Here is a 17117-nt window from a genome sequence, read left to right as displayed (position 1 = left end):
TTAAAGGCCCCTCAGTCCCATTCCAGGCCGCCGCGCCGCCATACGTACGCGTACGCGACGAAGACGGTGAGCACGAAGAGCAGCATCTCCACGAGCCCGAAGATCCCCAGGGAGTCGAAGGTGACGGCCCAGGGGTAGAGGAAGACGATCTCGATGTCGAAGACGATGAAGAGCATCGCCGTCAGGTAGTACTTGATGGGGAAGCGCCCGCCGCCGGCCGGCGTGGGGGTCGGCTCGATTCCGCACTCGTAGGCTTCGAGCTTGGCGCGGTTGTACCGCTTCGGACCGATCAGCGTGGCCATGACCACGGAGAAGATCGCAAAGCCTGCCCCGAGGGCTCCCAGTACGAGGATGGGCGCATACGCGTTCACCGCTCCTCGCTCCTCTCAGTCGGCACTGACTGCTGGCGGTTGGCCGGGCCGGCTTCCGCCTCATCAGCCCCACGAACCCCGTTCGTCCCGACGAAGATCGCGAACATGTGAAGCAGGTCACAAGCCCAGTCGCCACGCATCTTATGCCCGCCGGTCTGTGATCTGCGACACGGGGTATTGCACAAGCTTTGTGATCTCCACCACCTGACGAAGGATCATCAAGTCGGATGATGAGTGATCTTCATACGCGAAGCGTTCACCTGATCACCAGAAGTGACAATTTCACGCATCGCCGCAGGCCGGAGGGGGCGTCTCCATATCAAGACGATTCCGCCGCATGCAAATTGGTGCTGGACGGGGGCGGCTGCTAGAGGTCCGCGTTCACACATCAGGGGGAGGTTCGGGGCGGAGTGTGGACGCGGATCCGGCACGTGCACGCGTTCACGAAGTCCGCGCACACAGGACGCACGCCCTCCGGTAACCGTTCCGTGACCTCCGCCACACTCATGAGCGGCCCGTAAGAGCGGGGCTTGGCCATCGACCCCGACCGATGGTAGGTGGGGGGCAATCCGGACGTAATGATCAAAGACCGTGATCAAGGGCTTGATCACGCCCGTCCGCAATGTCCGTTACGGCGTCAATAAAGAGTGACGCGCCCGGGATTCGGGGGCCCTGTTGAACAACTGTGGCGCAGGACACGTTTCTTGAAGATATGAAGGAGCCCCTGGTACCGGTTGTTCTCATGTCCCACACCGCTCACATACGCAGCCACCGGAAACCCCGCCGCAGCGCGTCCACCATCGCGATGCGGGCCGGAGTTGCCGGTGGCGTCCTCAGCACCCTGGCAGTCGCCGGGGCGTCCGGGTCGGCGAACGCCGCCGAGCCGGTGACGCAGACCCTCGAACTGCCCACCCTGACGGCCGACGTGGCCACTCAGGTCGCCCAGTCCGCGGACGCCACGCAGCTGGCCGCCGCGAACTACGAGCTGCAGGCCGAGCGTGACGCGGCCGCCGCAAATGCCGCGAAGCAGGCCAAGGCGGACCTCGCGGAGGCCAAGAAGAAGGCCGCCGAGGCCAAGAAGAAGGCCGAGGAGGCCGCTCGCAAGGAGGCCGCCGCTCGCGCCTCCCGCGCCGCCGCGCGGACGACCCTCTCCGCCTCGGTCGGCAGCACCGGCGCCAGTGTCTCGACGAGCACGTCCTCGGCGACCGGTTCGGCCGCCACGGTGCTCGCGTTCGCCAAGGCCCAGATCGGCAAGAGCTACGTCCTCGGCGCCTCCGGCCCCAACGCGTGGGACTGCTCGGGCCTGGTGCAGGCCGCCTTCAAGCAGGTCGGCATCGACCTGCCGCGGGTCTCCCAGGACCAGTCGACCGCCGGCACCCAGGTGTCGCTGAGCAACCTCCAGCCGGGCGACATCCTGTACTGGGGCAGCGCGGGCAGCGGCGCGTACCACGTGGCGATCTACGCCGGTGACGGCATGTTCGTCGGCGCGCAGAACCCCTCCACCGGCATCGTGGAGAAGCCGCTGTCGTACGACCCGCCGACCGGCGCGGTGCGGGTGCTCTGAGCACACCGCCGCCATATCGGTGTTCGGTATACGGAAGGGCCGCAGCCGCTCGGGGGCAGCGGCCCTTCCGGCCACCCCGGACAGGCGCTAGCCCAGGTCGAAGGTGTTGGGCAGGCCCAGTCGGTAGCGCAGTTCGTTCACCCGTTTGAGGGGTTCCATCTCCGGCAGGCGGAACAACTCCAGAACCTGACACCGCCCGGCGCCCGAATTGTCCGTGTCCAGGAGTGCGTTGACGGCACGGCGGGCGGACTCGTTGGCGCCCTCCATCGTCGCGAGGTCCACGTCGGTGCGGACGTAGTCGCCGGCGAGGAAGAAGTTGGGCACGCGCGTACGGGCGGACGGGCGGTTGTAGAGGTGCCCGCGGGGTGGATGAGGAGTTGTTCGCGGTTCTGCGGGTCGGGGCCGCCCAGGCCCGTCACCGCCGGGTCCATGAACCAGCCGAGCCGGTCCTCGTCGCGCAGCGTCGTCTTTCCGGAGTCGTTCAGTCCGTCCTTCAGCTGGGCCCACAGTTCGGCGACGATCTCCGGCCCGGATGAAGTCCCACCACGCCGTCTTCTCCCACTGGTCCTCGCGGCGGGCGTCGCAGTTGGTGAGGTGGACCAGGAGACGGTCGGCGAAGTAGGCGGCCTCGTGGGCGGGCAGCCGGGTGCCGAGGTCGAGGACGGACAGGATCCGATCGCGCACCCAGGACGGCGTGATGTCGCCGGACGCGGGCGGGGTGGTGACCCGGCGCAGCGGGAAGTGGAGGTCGGGGCGGCCGGCGTCGCGCGCGAACAGGGCCTCCGTCGTGCCGCGGAGGTTGTCGTGGACGCCGTTCGCGTTGCCGGGGAAGGGGATGCGGCGCAGGGTGCCGCCGACACGGAGACACTCAAGGCCTGAACGCCCTCACCCCTCGCCCCGCGCTGATCACACCTTCGGGCCACCTTGATTCCACTGAGATAGAGGTGATTCACGGGACACCCGCGCCAGGACTCACGGACCGGCATCCGCACACATCGCGCCCCTGCCGAGATTTTTCCTACCAGCGGTGTTACGTTTTATGTATGAGTAGCCACACTGTCCCCCAGGCCGCCGAGCGGGCAGGTAAGAGATCCGTGTCGCTGGCCCAGTCGTTGATCAAGGAAGTCGAGGAGCGTACCGGCAGGAACGGCTTCTCCTCCGTCGTCGCCGAGGCACTGGAAGAGTGGCTGGCCGCCCAAAAGCTCCGCGAGGTCGTAGCCGCCGACCGCAAGATGTTTGGCCCTGTCTCCGCCGAAGCGCGAAGGCAGGCCGAACAGGAGTGGTGAGCAAGCGCCTCAAGATCAAGCCCAAGAGCGAGGGCACACTCGTCCTGGACGCCCAAGGACTTTCCTTGCACGTCGACGGTGACGAGGGGATGCGGGCACACATCGAAGTCGCTCAGCAGAGCGGTCGCCGAGTAGCGCTCTCCGCCCTGACCCCCTTGGAGGTGCGCCGGACCGGGGACGCCGCCAAGCGGCTCCAGTTCCTGTTGTCCCGTTTCGATGTCAAGCCTGTCAGTGACGCGGTGACAGACGTCGCCGCAAAGCTGCTGGACGCTTCCGGTCTTGACGGGCGCGAATGTCTGGTGGATGCGCTCGTCGTCGCCACCGCCGCACTTTGCACACCTCCCGTACTTCTCGTCACATCCGACAAGTCACACATCCCGGCCCTGTGTAAGGCCGCCGAGGGGCTCCCTGGCGCGCCGAGGGTGAAAATCGTCAACGTCTGACTGTGTACTCGGCGTTCGCCGGGCCGCTCGGCCTCGTGCCTCACGACCCGGCGTTGAACCATCAAGCTCGGGGAGCCACCTTGCTCAGGGCGTTGATGATGCGGTCGATCGCGTCGCCGCCCGTCGGGTCGGTGAGGTTCGCCAGGAGCTTCTGGACGAACTTCATCAGCACCGGGTGGGTGAGGCCGCGCTGCGTGGCGATCTGCATGATCTTCGGGTTGCCGATGAGCTTCACGAAGGCACGGCCGAGCGTGTAGTAGCCGCCGTAGGTGTCCTTGAGGACCTGCGGGTAGCGCTGGAGGGCGATCTCGCGCGAGGCGGGCGTGGCGCGGGCGTGGGCCTGGACGATGACGTCGGCGGCGATCTGGCCGGACTCCATGGCGTAGGCGATGCCTTCGCCGTTGAAGGGGTTCACCAGGCCGCCGGCGTCGCCGACGAGCAGCAGGCCCTTGGTGTAGTGCGGCTGGCGGTTGAAGGCCATGGGCAGGGCGGCGCCGCGGATCGGGCCGGTCATGTTCTCGGGGGTGTAGCCCCAGTCCTCGGGCATGGAGGCGCACCAGGCCTTGAGGACCTCGCGCCAGTCCAGTTCCTTGAAGGAGGAGGAGGTGTTGAGGACGCCGAGGCCCACGTTGGAGGTGCCGTCGCCCATGCCGAAGATCCAGCCGTAGCCGGGCAGCAGCCGGTCCTGGGGGCCGCGGCGGTCCCACAGCTCCAGCCAGGCTTCGAGGTAGTCGTCGTCGTGGCGGGGCGAGGTGAAGTAGGTGCGCACCGCGACGCCCATGGGGCGGTCCTCGCGGCGGTGCAGGCCCATCGCGAGGGACAGCCGGGTGGAGTTGCCGTCGGCGGCGACGACGAGCGGGGCGCGGAAGGTGACTTCGCGCTTGTCCTCGCCGAGCTTGGCCGTCACGCCGGTGATGCGGCCGGTGCGGTCGTCGACGACCGGGCCGGAGACGTTGCACAGCTCGAAGAGGCGTGCGCCGGCCTTCTGGGCCTGGCGGGCGAGCTGCTCGTCGAAGTCGTCGCGCTTGCGGACGAGTCCGTAGTTCGGGAAGGTGGCCAGCTCGGGCCAGTCGAGTTCGAGCCGGCTGCCGCCGCCGATGATGCGCAGGCCCTTGTTGCGCAGCCAGCCGGCCTCTTCGGAGATGTCGACGCCCATGGCCACGAGTTGCTTGACCGCGCGCGGGGTGAGGCCGTCGCCGCAGACCTTCTCGCGGGGGAACTCGGTCTTCTCCAGCAGGAGGACGTCGAGTCCGGCCTTGGCGAGGTGGTAGGCGGTGGTGGAGCCGGCTGGGCCCGCGCCGACGACGATCACATCGGCGGTGTTGTCGGAGAGGGGCTCGGTCACGGCGGGATCTCCCCAGGGTTGGAAATGTGCGTGCTGACGGGCACTGGACATGGGCAGTCTATTCAGCGGCATTGATCACCCGGCTGAAGGGCTGCCCCGTGAACCGAACTCACCCCGCAGTACGGCTTCGTGTGCCCACCGACGAGGACGCGTTCGCCTGGCACCGGGTCTTCGACGACCCCGAGGTCATGGAGTTCCACGGGGGCCGGGCCGCCGAACTCTCGGTCTACGAGGAGCTGACCGCGCGCCAGCGGCGGCACGACGCGGAGCGCGGCTTCTGTCTGTGGTCGGTGCTGGACGGCTCCGGGGACGTCGTCGGTTTCACCGGGGCCCAGCCGTGGCCGCACGCGTGGGGGCCGACGGGCGAGGTCGAGATCGGCTGGCGGCTGGGCCGGGCGCACTGGGGCCGGGGGTACGCCACGACGGCCGCCGAGGAGACCGTGGAGCGGCTGCGGACGGCGGGGGTGCCGAGCGTGGTGGCGATGGTGGACGCGCGCAACGAGCGGTCCATCGCGGTGACCCGGCGGCTGGGCATGCGGCTCGCGCAGACGTTCACGACGCCGTCCGCGCAGCGCGAGGGGCACTGCTACCGGCTCGATCTGTGACCCGGAGTCCGTGACCCAGAGCCCGTATCCCGGAGTCCGTAACCCAGAGTAACCAACTGCTACATAACGCCACATGACGCTTCCGGGTCGCCCCGGGTGCGCGTTACCCTTCCAGTACCGCTGGGGGTGACATCTGTGCATATAACACCCAAAACACCCGAAGTGCGCGTCCCTCGTCTGGTCGGTCTGATGGCCATGGACGCGCGCGAAACGGCCCGGGCGCGGGGCCTGTTCCTGAACGCGCCGGACCGCCCGGACTTCCACCTCACGGTGGTGGACCACGTCGTACGGCAGTATCCGCAGCCCGGGGCCGAGGTGCCGCCGGACGCGATGGTGTACGTGTGGTTCGACTTCGGTGAGGGGGAGGGCGGCGGAGGCGTGCGCGAACCACGCATCCCGCGTCCGCCCTCGGGCGGGATGCGGCGCGAGCTGAACGAGCCCGGCGACGATCCCTACGCCGTGGCGGGATTCAGCCCCTGACACCCCCGGAACACGGCCCCTGACGCCCGCGGGACACGGCCCCAGACCGCCCCCGGGGCTCAGTCCTTGAAGCCCCGGTGCAGCGCGACCACGCCGCCGGTGAGGTTGCGCCACGCCACCCGGGACCAGCCCGCCTTGCGCAGCCGCTCGGCGAGGGCGGGCTGGTCGGGCCAGGCGCGGATGGACTCGGCGAGGTAGACGTACGCGTCCGGGTTCGAGGAGACCGCGCGCGCGACCGGCGGCAGCGCGCGCATCAGGTACTCGGTGTAGACGGTCCGGAAGGGCGTCCACGTCGGGTGCGAGAACTCGCAGATCACCACGCGGCCGCCGGGGCGGGTCACCCGGTACATCTCGCGCAGGCCCGCGTCGAAGTCCTGCACGTTGCGCAGCCCGAAGGAGATGCTCACGGCGTCGAAGGTGTCGTCCTTGAACGGCAGCCTCGTCGCGTCGCCGGCCGTGAACGGCAGCCAGGTGTGCTTCTTCTTGCCGACCTGGAGCATGCCGATCGAGAAGTCGCAGGGGACGACGTACGCGCCGGTCTGCGCGAAGGGCAGCGAGGAGGTCGCCGTGCCGGCCGCGAGGTCGAGGATCTTCTGCGCGGGGCGCGCGTCGACCGCCTTCGCCACCTCCTTGCGCCAGCGCCGGTCCTGGCCGAGCGACAGCACGTCGTTGGTCAGGTCGTACCGTTCCGCCACGTCGTCGAACATCGAGGCGACTTCGTGCGGCTGCTTGTTCAGGGAGGCGCGGGTCACGCGCCCATTGTTGCAGCCCGGGTCCGGCGGCCCGGGTCCAGGGGACCGCGCCCGGCAGCCGGGTTCGGCAGCCGCGTCCAGGAGACCCCGCGCGGCTCAGCAGCCGCGTCCAGGGGACCGCGCGGCTCAGCGGCCCCGGTACACCAGCCGGCCGCCGATCACGGTCGCCACGCACGTCCCGGCGCCGCGGCGGACGAGTTCGGCGCGGTCGGCGACGTCGAACACGGCGAAGCGGGCGGGCCCGCCCGGGGCGAGCGGCGGCAGCAGGATCAGCGGGGCCGGGGACAGGGCGGGCGGGCCCGGGAGGCGGTCGGGGCGCCGCCCCAGCGCGAGTCCGGCCCGGCGCACCGCGTCGGCCACGGCGCGCGAGCGCAGCTCACCGGCGATCGCCACCGTGCCGTGCGCCAGCATCCGCTGTACTCCGCGGCGCGCGCTCGCGCCGAGGCGCCCGGGGTCGGCGCGGAAGATCGCCCGCGCCCGCTCCCCGCCGATGGGCTCGGTGCCGAGGGTGTCGGCCTCGCGCGGGTCGGGGTGGTAGGTGGCCTCCAGCAGCTCGGGGCCGTACGGGTTGAGCAGGCCCGGGGTGAGGATGCCGGGCCAGCGCCGCACCTTGGCGCGGGGCTCGGCGGCGGCCAGTTCCTCGTACGGGCCGACGGCGGCGACGACCGCCCCGTCGACCAGTACCGCCGTCCCGGGAGTCCGCTCGGCGACGTGAAGTGTCAGCACGGGGCGCCTAGTTGGAGGCGAGCAGCTTCAGCTCGGGGTGGGCCGTGCCGCCCTCGATGGCCGTGGAGGAGATGTGGGAGACGACGCGTTCGTCGACGGGGTCGTTCGCCGGGTCGTCGTGGACGACCAGGTGCTCGTACGTCGTCGCGCGCTGCGCCGGGACCCGGCCCGCCTTGCGGATCAGGTCGATGATCTCCAGGCGGTTGGAGCGGTGCTTGGCACCGGCCGAGGAGACCACGTTCTCCTCCAGCATGATCGAGCCGAGGTCGTCCGCGCCGTAGTGCAGGGACAGCTGGCCGACCTCCTTGCCGGTGGTCAGCCAGGAGCCCTGGATGTGCTGGACGTTGTCGAGGAACAGGCGGGCGATGGCGATCATCCGCAGGTACTCGAAGAGGGTGGCCTGCGTGCGGCCCTTCAGGTGGTTGTTCTCGGGCTGGTAGGTGTACGGGATGAAGGCGCGGAAGCCGCCCGTACGGTCCTGGACGTCCCGGATCATCCGCAGGTGCTCGATGCGCTCGGCGTTGGTCTCGCCGGTGCCCATGAGCATGGTGGACGTGGACTCCACGCCCAGCTTGTGCGCGGCCTCCATGATCTCCAGCCAGCGTTCGCCGCTCTCCTTGAGCGGGGCGATGGCCTTGCGGGGGCGCTCGGGGAGCAGTTCGGCGCCGGCGCCCGCGAAGGAGTCGAGTCCGGCCTCGTGGATCCGGGTGATGGCCTCCTCGACCGACACGCCGCTGATCCGGGCCATGTGCTCGATCTCGGAGGCGCCCAGGGAGTGGATCACCAGCTGCGGGAAGGCGTCCTTGATGGCCTTGAAGTGCTTCTCGTAGTACTCGACGCCGTAGTCCGGGTGGTGGCCGCCCTGGAACATGATCTGGGTGCCGCCCAGTTCGACGGTCTCCGCGCAGCGGCGCAGGATGTCGTCGAGGTCGCGGGTCCAGCCCTTCGCCGTGTCCTTGGGGGCCGCGTAGAAGGCGCAGAACTTGCACGCCGTGACGCACACGTTCGTGTAGTTGATGTTGCGCTCGATGATGTACGTCGCGATGTGCTCGATACCGGCGTACTTGCGGCGGCGTACGGCGTCGGCGGCGGCGCCCAGCGCGTGCAGCGGGGCGTCACGGTAGAGGACGAGGGCCTCTTCCGGGGTGATCCGCCCACCGGCTGCGGCACGGTCGAGAACGGACTGGAGGTCGGCCTGCTCGGTCACCGGGGCGTCCCTTTCGTCTTCGTCGAGTTCGTCATCGTCAGGGGCTTCTGGACGGACCGGACCAGCCTACGCCAGCCGCTCCGGCCACCCGACCTCAGGCCGCGTACGCCCCGATCAGCAGCCCCACCAGGGCACCCGCCAGCAGGAACGGCCCGAACGGAATCGCCGTCCTGCGCCCCGCACGCCGTACGACGACGAGCGCGCCGCCGTACACCGCGCCCAGCAGGAACCCGGCGAACGTGCCGAGCAGCACCGTCGGCCAGCCGTACCACCCGAGTACGGCGCCGATGCCGAGCGCCAGCTTCACATCGCCGAAGCCCATGCCGGCCTGGTTGACGAGCCACAGCACGAAGAACCCGGCACCGAGGGCGAGTGCCCCGTAGAGCGCGGTGGGCCAGTCCCCGGCGTGTTCCGGCACCAGCGCGGCCACCCCGAGCAGCGCGAGCGCGCCCCCCGCGAGCGGCAGCGTCAGCGGGTCCGGCAACCGCCCCACCCTGAAGTCCACGGCCGCCAGCAACACCCCGACCGGCCCGGCCAACAGCCACACGACCAGCTCGGGCCGGGTGCCGGTGGCGACGGCGAGGGCGGCGCAGAGGAGGGCGGTGACGGTGGAGAGGAGGAGGGCGGAGGAGTTGGAGGGGGCGGAGGAGCTGGACGGGGCGGAGGAGCTGGACGGGGCGGAGGGGGCGTCGTCGGGCGTGCCCGGCAGGGGCGCCGCATCCTGCGCGCTCTCGCTCTCGCTCTCCTGGCCACGCGCCCCGCATCGCCCGCACGGGGTCCGGCCCAGCCACCCCCGCAGGGCGTGTCCCCGCGGGCAGTGGGTGCGCCACGGCTCCTCGGGCGGGACGGCGAAGCGGTGCACGGCGCGGGGCAGCAGGGCGCCCGTGGCCGCGCCCCACAGTGCGGCGAGGGCCGTCAGCAGCAGGTCGGCCGTGTCGCCGGACGACAGGTCCACCGGGTCACCCGACCCGGGACATCCGCGCGACCGGGTTCCCCTCGGCCGAACTGTCGCCCGTGTAGGTCAGGTCGTCGCCGGTCGGTGTCAGCTCGACCGGGTGCGGGGCGGGGTCGCAGCCGGCGTGGTTGCCCGGCGCGCCCGTGGACGTGGCGGTGATCCGTGTCGCCGTGACCTGCTTGAGGGTGAGGATGTCGGTGCAGACGGCGCCGAGCTGGTCGGTCTGCTTCAGCCGGCCCAACTCCTCGCCCACGGCCGCCTGGTGGACGGTGAGCCGGAAGGTGCCCATGGGCAGGGTGCCGCCGAGTCCGCTGGCCGGGCCCTCCCAGGTGCCGAGGTAGCGGGCGGGGACGGCGCCGCTCGCGGTGGGTTCCGGACTGTCCGAGGTCTGGGTGGGTTCGGCGGTCGGCGAGTGGCCGTCGCCGCTGCCGTCGCCGGGGGTGGGCGCGGACGGGGACGCCGAGGCCCCGGGGGTGGACGCGTGGGTGGAGGAGACGGCGCCGCCTGCCGTGTCGTTGCCGCCGCCGGACCAGGGCCGCAGCAGCGCGCCGAGCCCCAGGGTCGTGACGGCCAGCGCGCCCGCGACGGCCAGCGCCACGGTGCAGCTCACGCGTCTGCCGCGCCCGTTCTCGCCGGGCGTCGAGGAGGCCGCCACGCTGACGGCGACCTTGCCGGGCGCGGTCGGCCCCCCGGCCCCGGACATGGCGCCGGGTGCGACCGTCTGCGCGCCCGCCCCTCCCGCGCCCTGTGTCATCACGGGAGGCGGCCCGAACTCGCCCAGGACCGCGGCCCCCTTCGGGGCGCCGTCCACCGAGACGCTGCTGAACCCCACGAGCCCCGACGGCGCCTCCCCCGGGCCCCCTGTCGTCTCCAGGTTCAGCAGTTGTACGGCGCTGCGGCTGACCTGTTCGACCAGCGCGCCCGGGAGCCAGCCGCCGGAGACGAGGCGGGCGGCGCCCTCGGGGGCTAGGCGGCGGGCGACCTGGCCGGGGGCCGGGCGGGCGGCCGGGTCCTTCGCCAGGCAGGCGGCGGCGACCTCGCGCAGGTCCCCGCTCAGCCCGTCGAGTTCCGGTTCCTCGTGGACGACCTTGTAGAGCAGCGCGGCCGAGGAGTCGCCCGGGAACGGGGGCTCGCCGGTCGCCGCGTAGGCGAGGACGGCGCCGAGGGAGAAGACGTCGGCCGCGCCGGTGACGCCCTTGCCGAGGATCTGCTCGGGGGACATGTAGCCGGGCGAGCCGACGGAGACGCCGGTCGAGGTGAGGGAGGCCGTGCCGTCGCTGGCGCGGGCGATGCCGAAGTCGATGAGGAGCGGGCCGTCCATGGTCAGCAGGACGTTGGAGGGCTTCACGTCCCGGTGGACCAGGCCCAGTTCGTGCACGGCGGCCAGCGCCTCGGCGAGGCCCGCGCCCAGGGCCCGCACGGTGTGCGCGGGCAGCGGACCGCCGAGGTCCCGGACGGCCGCGGCGAGGGAGGGCCCGGCCGCGTAGGCGGTGGCGACCCAGGGCACCGGGGCCCCCGGGTCCGCGTCCAGGACCGGCGCGGTCCAGGCGCCGCCGACCCGGCGCGCGGCCGCCACCTCACGCCGGAAACGGGCCCGGAACTCCTCGTCCAGCGCGAGATGCGGATGCACGATCTTCACGGCGACCGTGCGGCCCCCCGCGCTGCGGCCCAGATACACGCGGCCCATGCCGCCGGAACCGAGCCGGCCGAGGAGCCGGTAGGGCCCGACGGCGGCCGGCTCGTCGGCCGCGAGCGGCTGCATGGCGTCCACTGGCGTCCACCTCTCCCCCGGTCCCCCCGGTGCGCCTTCACCACGCGCGGCGTGGTGAAGGCAGCGTAGTGACTACGGCCGCAGCAGATCCACCGCCACATCCGCCGGGAAGCCCGTCGTCGGACCGACCCGGCGGGCGAACTCGGAGACGGCGGCCAGTTGGGGGGCGCCGAAGCTGAAGTCGAGGGTGGTGAAGTACTGCTCAAGGGTGGCCTGGTCGAAGGTCTCCCAGCGGGAGGCCTGTTCGGCGACCTTGGTGACCTCTTCGAGGGAGAGGTCGCGGGAGGCGAGGAAGGCCTCGTGGACCTGGCGGGTGACCTCGGGCTCGCGCTCCAGGTAGTCGCGGCGGGCGGCCCAGACGGCGAAGACGAAGGGCAGGCCGGTCCACTCCTTCCACAGGGCACCGAGGTCGTGCACCTCCAGGCCGAGCTTGGGGCCGTAGTGGAGGTTGGCGCGCAGGGCGGCGTCGCCGATGAGGACGGCGGCGTCGGCCTCCTGCATCATCAGGCCGAGGTCCGGCGGGCAGGTGTAGTAGTCGGGCCGCACTCCGTACCGCTCGGCCAGCAGGAGCTGGGCGAGACGGACCGAGGTGCGCGAGGTCGACCCGAGGGCCACACGGGCGCCGTCGAGCCGGTCGAGGGGCACCTGCGAGACGATCACGCAGGACATCACCGGGCCGTCGCAGCCGACGGCGATGTCCGGGAAGGCGACGAGGTCGTCCGCGTTGCGCAGGAACTCGACGAGAGTGATCGGGCCGATGTCGAGATCGCCGCGCACGAGCTGCTCGCTGAGCTTCTCCGGGGTGTCCTTCGTGAGCTCGAAGTCGAGGAGCGTGCCCGTTCTCGCGAGCCCCCAGTAGAGGGGCAGGCAGTTCAGGAACTGGATGTGGCCGACGCGCGGCCGGGTGCGAGAATTGTCCACATCGCGAGACTAGACCCCATGCGGTACGGTGCCAGGACCGACCCCGTCCCCCGCACAGCCTTCCGGCGGTTCAAACATTCGGGTGACGTGATCTTGGCCCCTATTGCTTTCCGGTGCCTGCGTGCTAAGCTCGCCGCAAGTTGCAGTTTGGTTTCCCTTGCAGTACAGAGCCTGCGGAGCATGTGACCGCGGGCTCTCGTCGTTTTCAGACGAATGCAATTGTGCAGCACCGTTTCGCACGTGCAGGTTCTGGAGCAGGGCAACCCTTTTGAGCCCAAGGAGGGCTTATGGCTACCGGAACCGTTAAGTGGTTCAACGCCGAAAAGGGCTTTGGCTTCATCGCCCAGGAGGGCGGCGGCCCCGACGTCTTCGTTCACTACTCCGCGATCAACGCCAGCGGCTTCCGCTCCCTTGAGGAGAACCAGGCCGTGAGCTTCGACGTGACGCAGGGCCCGAAGGGTCCGCAGGCGGAGAACGTCACCCCCGTCTGATCTCTGCCTTGTCGCAGAACCTGAGTGCAGTACCCAAGGAGCCCCACGCCGTAAGGCGACGGGGCTCCTGCCTTTTTCTGTTCATTTCCCGTTCATATGACTTCCGCCGAGGAAGGCGGCCCATGTCGAAGGGGAGAGGGTGAGGTGGGGGGCAGTGGGGGGTTGCTTGGAGTCGCGGATGTGGATGGCGGTGGGGTGGGCGGCTATCTCCAGGCATTCGCCACCCTCGCCGTCGCTGTAGGTGGACTTGCGCCAGGTGTAGGCGAATTCGAGGCATTCGCCGCCTTCGCCGCTGCTGTAGCTGGACTTGAACCAGGGCAGGTTCTCGGTGCTCAAAGCTCCTCCAGCTTCTGCGTGATCAGGGTGCGAGTCTCCATGGGACTTAGTGCCATGGCGCGCATGATCCCATAGCGGTCCGCGATCTTACGGACCTCCTCCGCGTCTGCGATGAGCTGCGGGAAGCCCTGCGCTTCCATGTACGCCACCTGGCTGTGCCCCTTCGGAACGAGCAGGTTGAACGCGCTGTCCAGATTAGGGTGTTCGGCACGATGAGTCGGCATCACCTGGATCTCGACGTTCCGCATACCGCCCACCCGCAGCAGGTTGTACAGCTGGGCCTTGAAGATGGCGGCTCCGCCGATCGGCCGGTCCAGGAGAACCTCTTCGAGCACGTAGCTGACGATGGGAGCAGGCCAGCGCTCGAAGACCTGCTGCCTGGAGAGCCTGTCGGCAACCCGCTTCTCGATGGTCTCCTCACTCAGGAACGGCCGCCGCTGACGGAAGACTGCCTGAGCGTAGTCCTCAGTCTGCAAGAGCCCCGGCATCGCCTGATTGGCATAGAAGTGCAGCTCAACCGCATCCGCTTCCATAGCCGCGTAGTTCCGGTACCACTCCGGATGCCGGGTCCTCGCCCTCGCCATCGCCTCCTCCACCTGCGGGATGACCTCCTTGAACAACCCCTTCGCGTCCAGCAGGTCGTCCGCCTTCTCCAGAAGTTCCGGCCTCGGCGTCCGTACCCCCCGCTCCACGGCGGAGATGAGATCGGGGCCGTAGCCCAGCATCGCGCCGAACTCCCTCTGGCCGAACCCCGCCCGCTCGCGCAACAGCTTCAACTGCTTGCCCAGGACGATGAACACCGCCGCCGAGCCGTTCGCCTCGGCCGGGGTCTCCGGCCTGCGCTCCTGTTCCTCTGACACGACGTCCTCCGACGACTCGTACACCAAACGAACCGCACGCGTACGACTACGTACAGTCGCGGGATCTCCCCTGGTCAGCGTAGGGAGAAGTCACCACGCTCGGTGATGTGAATCTGGAAATCTCCACCCCCCTCATCGAATTCGTCCAGCGCCTCAGCCCCACCCCGCGCGGTGCCCGGCTGGCCCGCCGGCTGGCCGCGAACTGGCTCGCGACCTGGGGTTACCCGCATACCGGGGACCCGAACGACACCGTGCAGCACCTCGTGGCCGAGCTGGCGGCGAACGCGGTCACCCACGGTCGCGTGCCGGGACGGGACTTCGAGCTGCGGTTGCTGCTGCTGCGTTCGCAGGACACCGTGCGTATCGAGGTGAGCGACGCGCGGGGTGACCGTACGCTCCGGTTCCTCGACGGGGCGCTGGAGGACGAGTGCGGGCGGGGGCTCGTCCTGGTGCAGGTGCTGGCGTCGCGGTGGGGGCTGGTGGAGCGGGACGTCGGCAAGACGGTGTGGGCGGAGGTCGCGCTCGGTGGCGGGCGCGGGGCGAGGGCGGCTACAGCCGGGGCCGGCGGTCGTTGCCCTCGTACAGGGCCTCCACCTGAGCGGCGAAGTCCTTCATGATCTTCTCCCGGCGCAGCTTCATCGAGGGGGTCAGGTGTCCTGCCGTCTCGGTGAAGTCGGTCGGCAGGACGGCGAAGCGGCGGATGGACTCGGGGCGGGAGACGAGCTGGTTGGCCTCGTCCACGACGTGCTGGAGGATCGCCTCCAACTCGCGGTCGCCGAGGAGCAGTTCCGGCGGGACGGGGTGCTTGCCGTTCATGCGGCGCCAGTGGCTGATGCCGTCCGGGTCGAGGGTGAAGAGGGCGGCGATGTAGGGGCGGCCGTCGCCGACGAGCATGCACTGCGAGATCAGGGGGTGCTGGCGCAGCCAGTTCTCCAGCGGCGCCGGGGCCACCGACTTGCCGCCCGCCGTGATCAGCAGTTCCTTCTTGCGGCCGGTGATGGTCAGATAGCCGTCGTCGTCGAGCGAGCCGAGGTCGCCGGTGTGCAGCCAGCCGTCGCGGGTGGCGGGGACGACGCCACCGGCCCCCGGGTCCCAGTAGCCGCGCATGACGTGGTCCCCGGCGACGAGGATCTCGCCGTCGGCGGCGATCCGTACCCGGGTGCCGGGCATGGGCCAGCCGACGGTGCCGAGGCGGGGCTTGAGGGGCGGGGTGACCGTGCTGGCGGCGGTGGTCTCGGTCAGGCCGTAGCCCTCGAAGATCTCGATGCCGGCGCCGGCGTAGAAGGCGGCCAGGCGGCGGCCGAGCGGGGATCCGCCGCTGATGGCGTAACGGACCTTGCCGCCCATGGCGTTGCGGATGCGCCGGTAGACGAGCGGGTCGTAGAGGGAGCGGGCTGCCCTGAGGGAGGCGCCGGGGCCGCTGCCGGTGCCGGTCTGCCGGGCCTCCAGCGCCTCGCCGTAGCGGACGGCCGTGGCGGCGGCGCGGTCGAAGGTGGACACCTTGCCGTTCGACTCGGCGCTCGCGCGGGCCGAGTTGAAGACCTTCTCCAGCATGTACGGGATGGTGAGGAGGCAGGTCGGGCGGAACGCGGCGAGGTCGGGGAGGAGTTGGGCGGCGTCCAGGCTGGGCGCGTGCCCGAGCCGTACCCGCGCGCGGATGCACGCGATGGCGACCATGCGGCCGAAGACGTGGGACATCGGCAGGAACAGCAGCACCGACGTCTCCTCGCTGGTCTTCGCCTTGAAGACCGGGTGGAGGAGTTCGATGGCGTTGTCGACCTCGGCGAAGAAGTTGCCGTGGGACAGGGCGCAGCCCTTGGGGCGGCCGGTGGTGCCCGAGGTGTAGATGAGCGTGGCGAGGGTGTCGGGGCCGAGCATGCCCCGGCGCACGCTGACCTCGCCGTCCGGTACGGGCTCGCCGACCTGGGCCAGTTGGCGCACGTGCCCCTGGTCCATCGCCCACAGGTGCCTGAGGTGGGGCAGGCGCTCCCGCTCGGGGCCGATCTCGGCGGCCTGTTCCTCGGTCTCGGTGACGAGGGCGACGGCGCCGGAGTCGTGCAGGATCCAGCGGCTCTGGAAGAGGGAGGCGGTGGGGTAGATCGGCACGGTGACCAGGCCGGCGGCCCAGGCGGCGAAGTCCAGCAGGGTCCACTCGTAGGTGGTGCGGGCCATGACGGCGATCCGGTCGCCGGGCACGAGTCCGGCCGCGATCAGTCCCTTGGCCGCGGCCAGGACCTCGGCGGCGAAGGCCTCCGCCGTCACGTCCTCCCAGTGGCCGTCGGTCCGCTTGCGGCTGATCACCACCGTGCCGGGGGCGGCCTTCGCGTTGTCGAACGGCAGGTCCGCGAGCGAGCCGTGCCGCACCGGGGGTGTGAACGGCGGGACGTACGCCTCCCGCACGGTCCCGTTCAGCCGCTGGATCAGGGGCTCCACCAGGATCGGCCGGCCGTCGTAGTCGACGGCCGTGACGGGCGTACCGGAGGAGAGGGGGACGCTCGAGTAAGAGGTCGACACGGGGCGGCTCCTGTGGCGTGCAGCGGCGGCGAAGTGCCGGCTGCATGACGTACGTGCCTCGCACACCGAGGCGTTCACCGTGGGCGGGCCTTCGGGGGCGAGTTACCGCCGGTTAGCGAGTTACCGCCGGTTAGCCAGGTGATCGTACGAGGCCGGTGTGGGGGGCTCGTGCGGGTTCGGCGGCGATCCGGGGCCGGGCGTGTGCAGCCTCGGAGTTTCCGTGAGGGCAGCTCCGCTTCAGGGCGCCGGTGCGGGCTAGTCACCGTAGGGCGTCTGAGCGTTGCCGGGTGCGAGTAGTTCGTGGCTTGTCGCGCAGTTCCCCGCGCCCCTTAGGTTGGTCAGCTCCAGCACTCTCAAGAGGCACAGGAAACTACGCAAACAACCCCAACACACCCGCAGCCGACAACGGCGAGGCACCGACCCAAGGGGCGCGGGGAACTGCGCGAACGGCCCCCGCGCAGCCGCAGCCGACAACGACGAGGCACCCACG

General features: G+C 70.5%; 20 protein-coding genes. 8 read left to right on the top strand and 12 right to left on the bottom strand.

The annotated features are described in order from the left end of the window. Window positions 1–11: 11 nt before the first annotated feature. Entirely contained in the window at window positions 12–371 is a 360-nt protein-coding gene (locus tag ACGFYV_RS07320) for an NADH-quinone oxidoreductase subunit A (RefSeq protein ID WP_030379754.1), read from the bottom strand. 742 nt (window positions 372–1113) lie between these two features. On the opposite strand from ACGFYV_RS07320, the gene ACGFYV_RS07315 reads away from it, so the two are divergent. Then, window positions 1114–1935 carry a C40 family peptidase gene (locus tag ACGFYV_RS07315; RefSeq protein ID WP_393877391.1) on the top strand — a complete coding sequence of 274 codons (822 nt, stop codon included), beginning with the start codon at window positions 1114–1116 and terminating at the stop codon, window positions 1933–1935. A gap of 87 nt (window positions 1936–2022) precedes the next feature. Here ACGFYV_RS07315 and ACGFYV_RS07310 read toward each other — a convergent pair whose 3' ends face one another. Further along, window positions 2023–2259, bottom strand: a complete 237-nt coding sequence (locus ACGFYV_RS07310) for a hypothetical protein (RefSeq protein WP_393877390.1) — start codon at window positions 2257–2259, stop codon at window positions 2023–2025. Window positions 2260–2364: 105 nt separating this feature from the next. On the opposite strand from ACGFYV_RS07310, the gene ACGFYV_RS07305 reads away from it, so the two are divergent. The 3 genes from ACGFYV_RS07305 to ACGFYV_RS07295 all read left to right on the top strand — a co-directional run bounded on the left by ACGFYV_RS07305 (window position 2365) and on the right by ACGFYV_RS07295 (window position 3664). After that, window positions 2365–2814, top strand: coding sequence for a hypothetical protein (locus ACGFYV_RS07305; protein ID WP_393877389.1), 450 nt, complete (start codon window positions 2365–2367; stop codon window positions 2812–2814). Window positions 2815–2978: 164 nt separating this feature from the next. Continuing rightward, window positions 2979–3221 carry a hypothetical protein gene (locus ACGFYV_RS07300; RefSeq protein WP_393877388.1) on the top strand — a complete coding sequence of 81 codons (243 nt, stop codon included), beginning with the start codon at window positions 2979–2981 and terminating at the stop codon, window positions 3219–3221. After that, entirely contained in the window at window positions 3218–3664 is a 447-nt protein-coding gene (locus tag ACGFYV_RS07295; protein WP_393877387.1) for a DNA-binding protein, read from the top strand. The genes ACGFYV_RS07300 and ACGFYV_RS07295 overlap by 4 nt, the downstream gene beginning before the upstream one ends. Window positions 3665–3725: 61 nt before the next feature. On the opposite strand, the gene ACGFYV_RS07290 is transcribed toward ACGFYV_RS07295, so the two are convergent. Continuing rightward, window positions 3726–5060, bottom strand: coding sequence for a geranylgeranyl reductase family protein (locus ACGFYV_RS07290; protein ID WP_393877386.1), 1335 nt, complete (start codon window positions 5058–5060; stop codon window positions 3726–3728). A gap of 47 nt (window positions 5061–5107) precedes the next feature. Here ACGFYV_RS07290 and ACGFYV_RS07285 point away from each other — a divergent pair, with 47 nt between their 5' ends. Both ACGFYV_RS07285 and ACGFYV_RS07280 read left to right on the top strand, forming a co-directional pair. After that, window positions 5108–5614: a GNAT family N-acetyltransferase gene (locus ACGFYV_RS07285; protein WP_393877385.1), complete on the top strand. Its 507-nt coding sequence runs from the start codon at window positions 5108–5110 to the stop codon at window positions 5612–5614. A gap of 162 nt (window positions 5615–5776) precedes the next feature. Then, entirely contained in the window at window positions 5777–6094 is a 318-nt protein-coding gene (locus ACGFYV_RS07280; protein ID WP_393877384.1) for a PASTA domain-containing protein, read from the top strand. A gap of 59 nt (window positions 6095–6153) precedes the next feature. Here ACGFYV_RS07280 and ACGFYV_RS07275 read toward each other — a convergent pair whose 3' ends face one another. The 6 genes from ACGFYV_RS07275 to ACGFYV_RS07250 form a co-directional block, all read right to left on the bottom strand. Beyond that, window positions 6154–6846 (bottom strand): demethylmenaquinone methyltransferase, encoded by a 693-nt coding sequence (locus tag ACGFYV_RS07275; protein WP_393877383.1) that lies wholly within the window; start codon window positions 6844–6846, stop codon window positions 6154–6156. A 126-nt stretch (window positions 6847–6972) separates the two neighbouring features. Continuing rightward, on the bottom strand, window positions 6973–7572 hold the full coding sequence (locus tag ACGFYV_RS07270; protein ID WP_393877382.1) for a hypothetical protein: 600 nt from the start codon (window positions 7570–7572) through the stop codon (window positions 6973–6975). A gap of 7 nt (window positions 7573–7579) precedes the next feature. Beyond that, a complete protein-coding gene (gene mqnC / locus ACGFYV_RS07265) occupies window positions 7580–8779 on the bottom strand; it encodes a cyclic dehypoxanthinyl futalosine synthase (RefSeq protein WP_393877381.1) in 1200 nt (399 codons plus the stop codon). A gap of 94 nt (window positions 8780–8873) precedes the next feature. Continuing rightward, window positions 8874–9734, bottom strand: coding sequence for a prepilin peptidase (locus tag ACGFYV_RS07260; protein WP_393877380.1), 861 nt, complete (start codon window positions 9732–9734; stop codon window positions 8874–8876). Between the two features lie 4 nt (window positions 9735–9738). Continuing rightward, window positions 9739–11496 (bottom strand): protein kinase, encoded by a 1758-nt coding sequence (locus ACGFYV_RS07255; RefSeq protein WP_393877546.1) that lies wholly within the window; start codon window positions 11494–11496, stop codon window positions 9739–9741. Between the two features lie 81 nt (window positions 11497–11577). Next, a complete protein-coding gene (locus tag ACGFYV_RS07250) occupies window positions 11578–12426 on the bottom strand; it encodes a menaquinone biosynthetic enzyme MqnA/MqnD family protein (RefSeq protein WP_393877379.1) in 849 nt (282 codons plus the stop codon). A gap of 287 nt (window positions 12427–12713) precedes the next feature. On the opposite strand from ACGFYV_RS07250, the gene ACGFYV_RS07245 reads away from it, so the two are divergent. Next, entirely contained in the window at window positions 12714–12917 is a 204-nt protein-coding gene (locus ACGFYV_RS07245; protein WP_003998944.1) for a cold-shock protein, read from the top strand. A gap of 81 nt (window positions 12918–12998) precedes the next feature. Here the strand turns inward: ACGFYV_RS07245 and ACGFYV_RS07240 are convergent, their stop codons facing one another. Together ACGFYV_RS07240 and ACGFYV_RS07235 are read right to left on the bottom strand one after the other, a co-directional pair. Beyond that, entirely contained in the window at window positions 12999–13253 is a 255-nt protein-coding gene (locus tag ACGFYV_RS07240) for a DUF397 domain-containing protein (RefSeq protein ID WP_393877378.1), read from the bottom strand. Continuing rightward, window positions 13250–14137 (bottom strand): Scr1 family TA system antitoxin-like transcriptional regulator, encoded by an 888-nt coding sequence (locus tag ACGFYV_RS07235; RefSeq protein ID WP_393877377.1) that lies wholly within the window; start codon window positions 14135–14137, stop codon window positions 13250–13252. Before ACGFYV_RS07235 ends, ACGFYV_RS07240 begins: the two co-directional genes overlap by 4 nt. Window positions 14138–14220: 83 nt before the next feature. Here ACGFYV_RS07235 and ACGFYV_RS07230 point away from each other — a divergent pair, with 83 nt between their 5' ends. After that, complete coding sequence (locus tag ACGFYV_RS07230; RefSeq protein WP_393877376.1) at window positions 14221–14730, top strand: ATP-binding protein; 510 nt, start codon at window positions 14221–14223, stop codon at window positions 14728–14730. Here the strand turns inward: ACGFYV_RS07230 and ACGFYV_RS07225 are convergent. Continuing rightward, window positions 14663–16627 carry an AMP-dependent synthetase/ligase gene (locus tag ACGFYV_RS07225; protein WP_393877375.1) on the bottom strand — a complete coding sequence of 655 codons (1965 nt, stop codon included), beginning with the start codon at window positions 16625–16627 and terminating at the stop codon, window positions 14663–14665. The two genes, ACGFYV_RS07230 and ACGFYV_RS07225, sit on opposite strands and share 68 nt — an antisense overlap. Window positions 16628–17117 lie beyond the last annotated feature (490 nt).

The sequence above is a fragment of the Streptomyces sp. NPDC048297 genome, from assembly GCF_043201585.1.
Taxonomy (GTDB): Bacteria; Actinomycetota; Actinomycetes; order Streptomycetales; family Streptomycetaceae; genus Streptomyces.
This window is presented reverse-complemented; position numbering and strand designations above follow the sequence as displayed.

Excerpts from the sequence above, each read along its gene's own strand:
- ACGFYV_RS07290 (WP_393877386.1), bottom strand. The coding sequence starts at position 5,060 with ATGTCCAGTGCCCGTCAGCACGCACATTTCCAACCCTGGGGAGATCCC.
- ACGFYV_RS07300 (WP_393877388.1), top strand. The coding sequence starts at position 2,979 with ATGAGTAGCCACACTGTCCCCCAGGCCGCCGAGCGGGCAGGTAAGAGA.
- ACGFYV_RS07245 (WP_003998944.1), top strand. The coding sequence starts at position 12,714 with ATGGCTACCGGAACCGTTAAGTGGTTCAACGCCGAAAAGGGCTTTGGC.
- ACGFYV_RS07315 (WP_393877391.1), top strand. The coding sequence starts at position 1,114 with ATGTCCCACACCGCTCACATACGCAGCCACCGGAAACCCCGCCGCAGC.
- ACGFYV_RS07255 (WP_393877546.1), bottom strand. The coding sequence starts at position 11,496 with ATGCAGCCGCTCGCGGCCGACGAGCCGGCCGCCGTCGGGCCCTACCGG.
- ACGFYV_RS07305 (WP_393877389.1), top strand. The coding sequence starts at position 2,365 with ATGAACCAGCCGAGCCGGTCCTCGTCGCGCAGCGTCGTCTTTCCGGAG.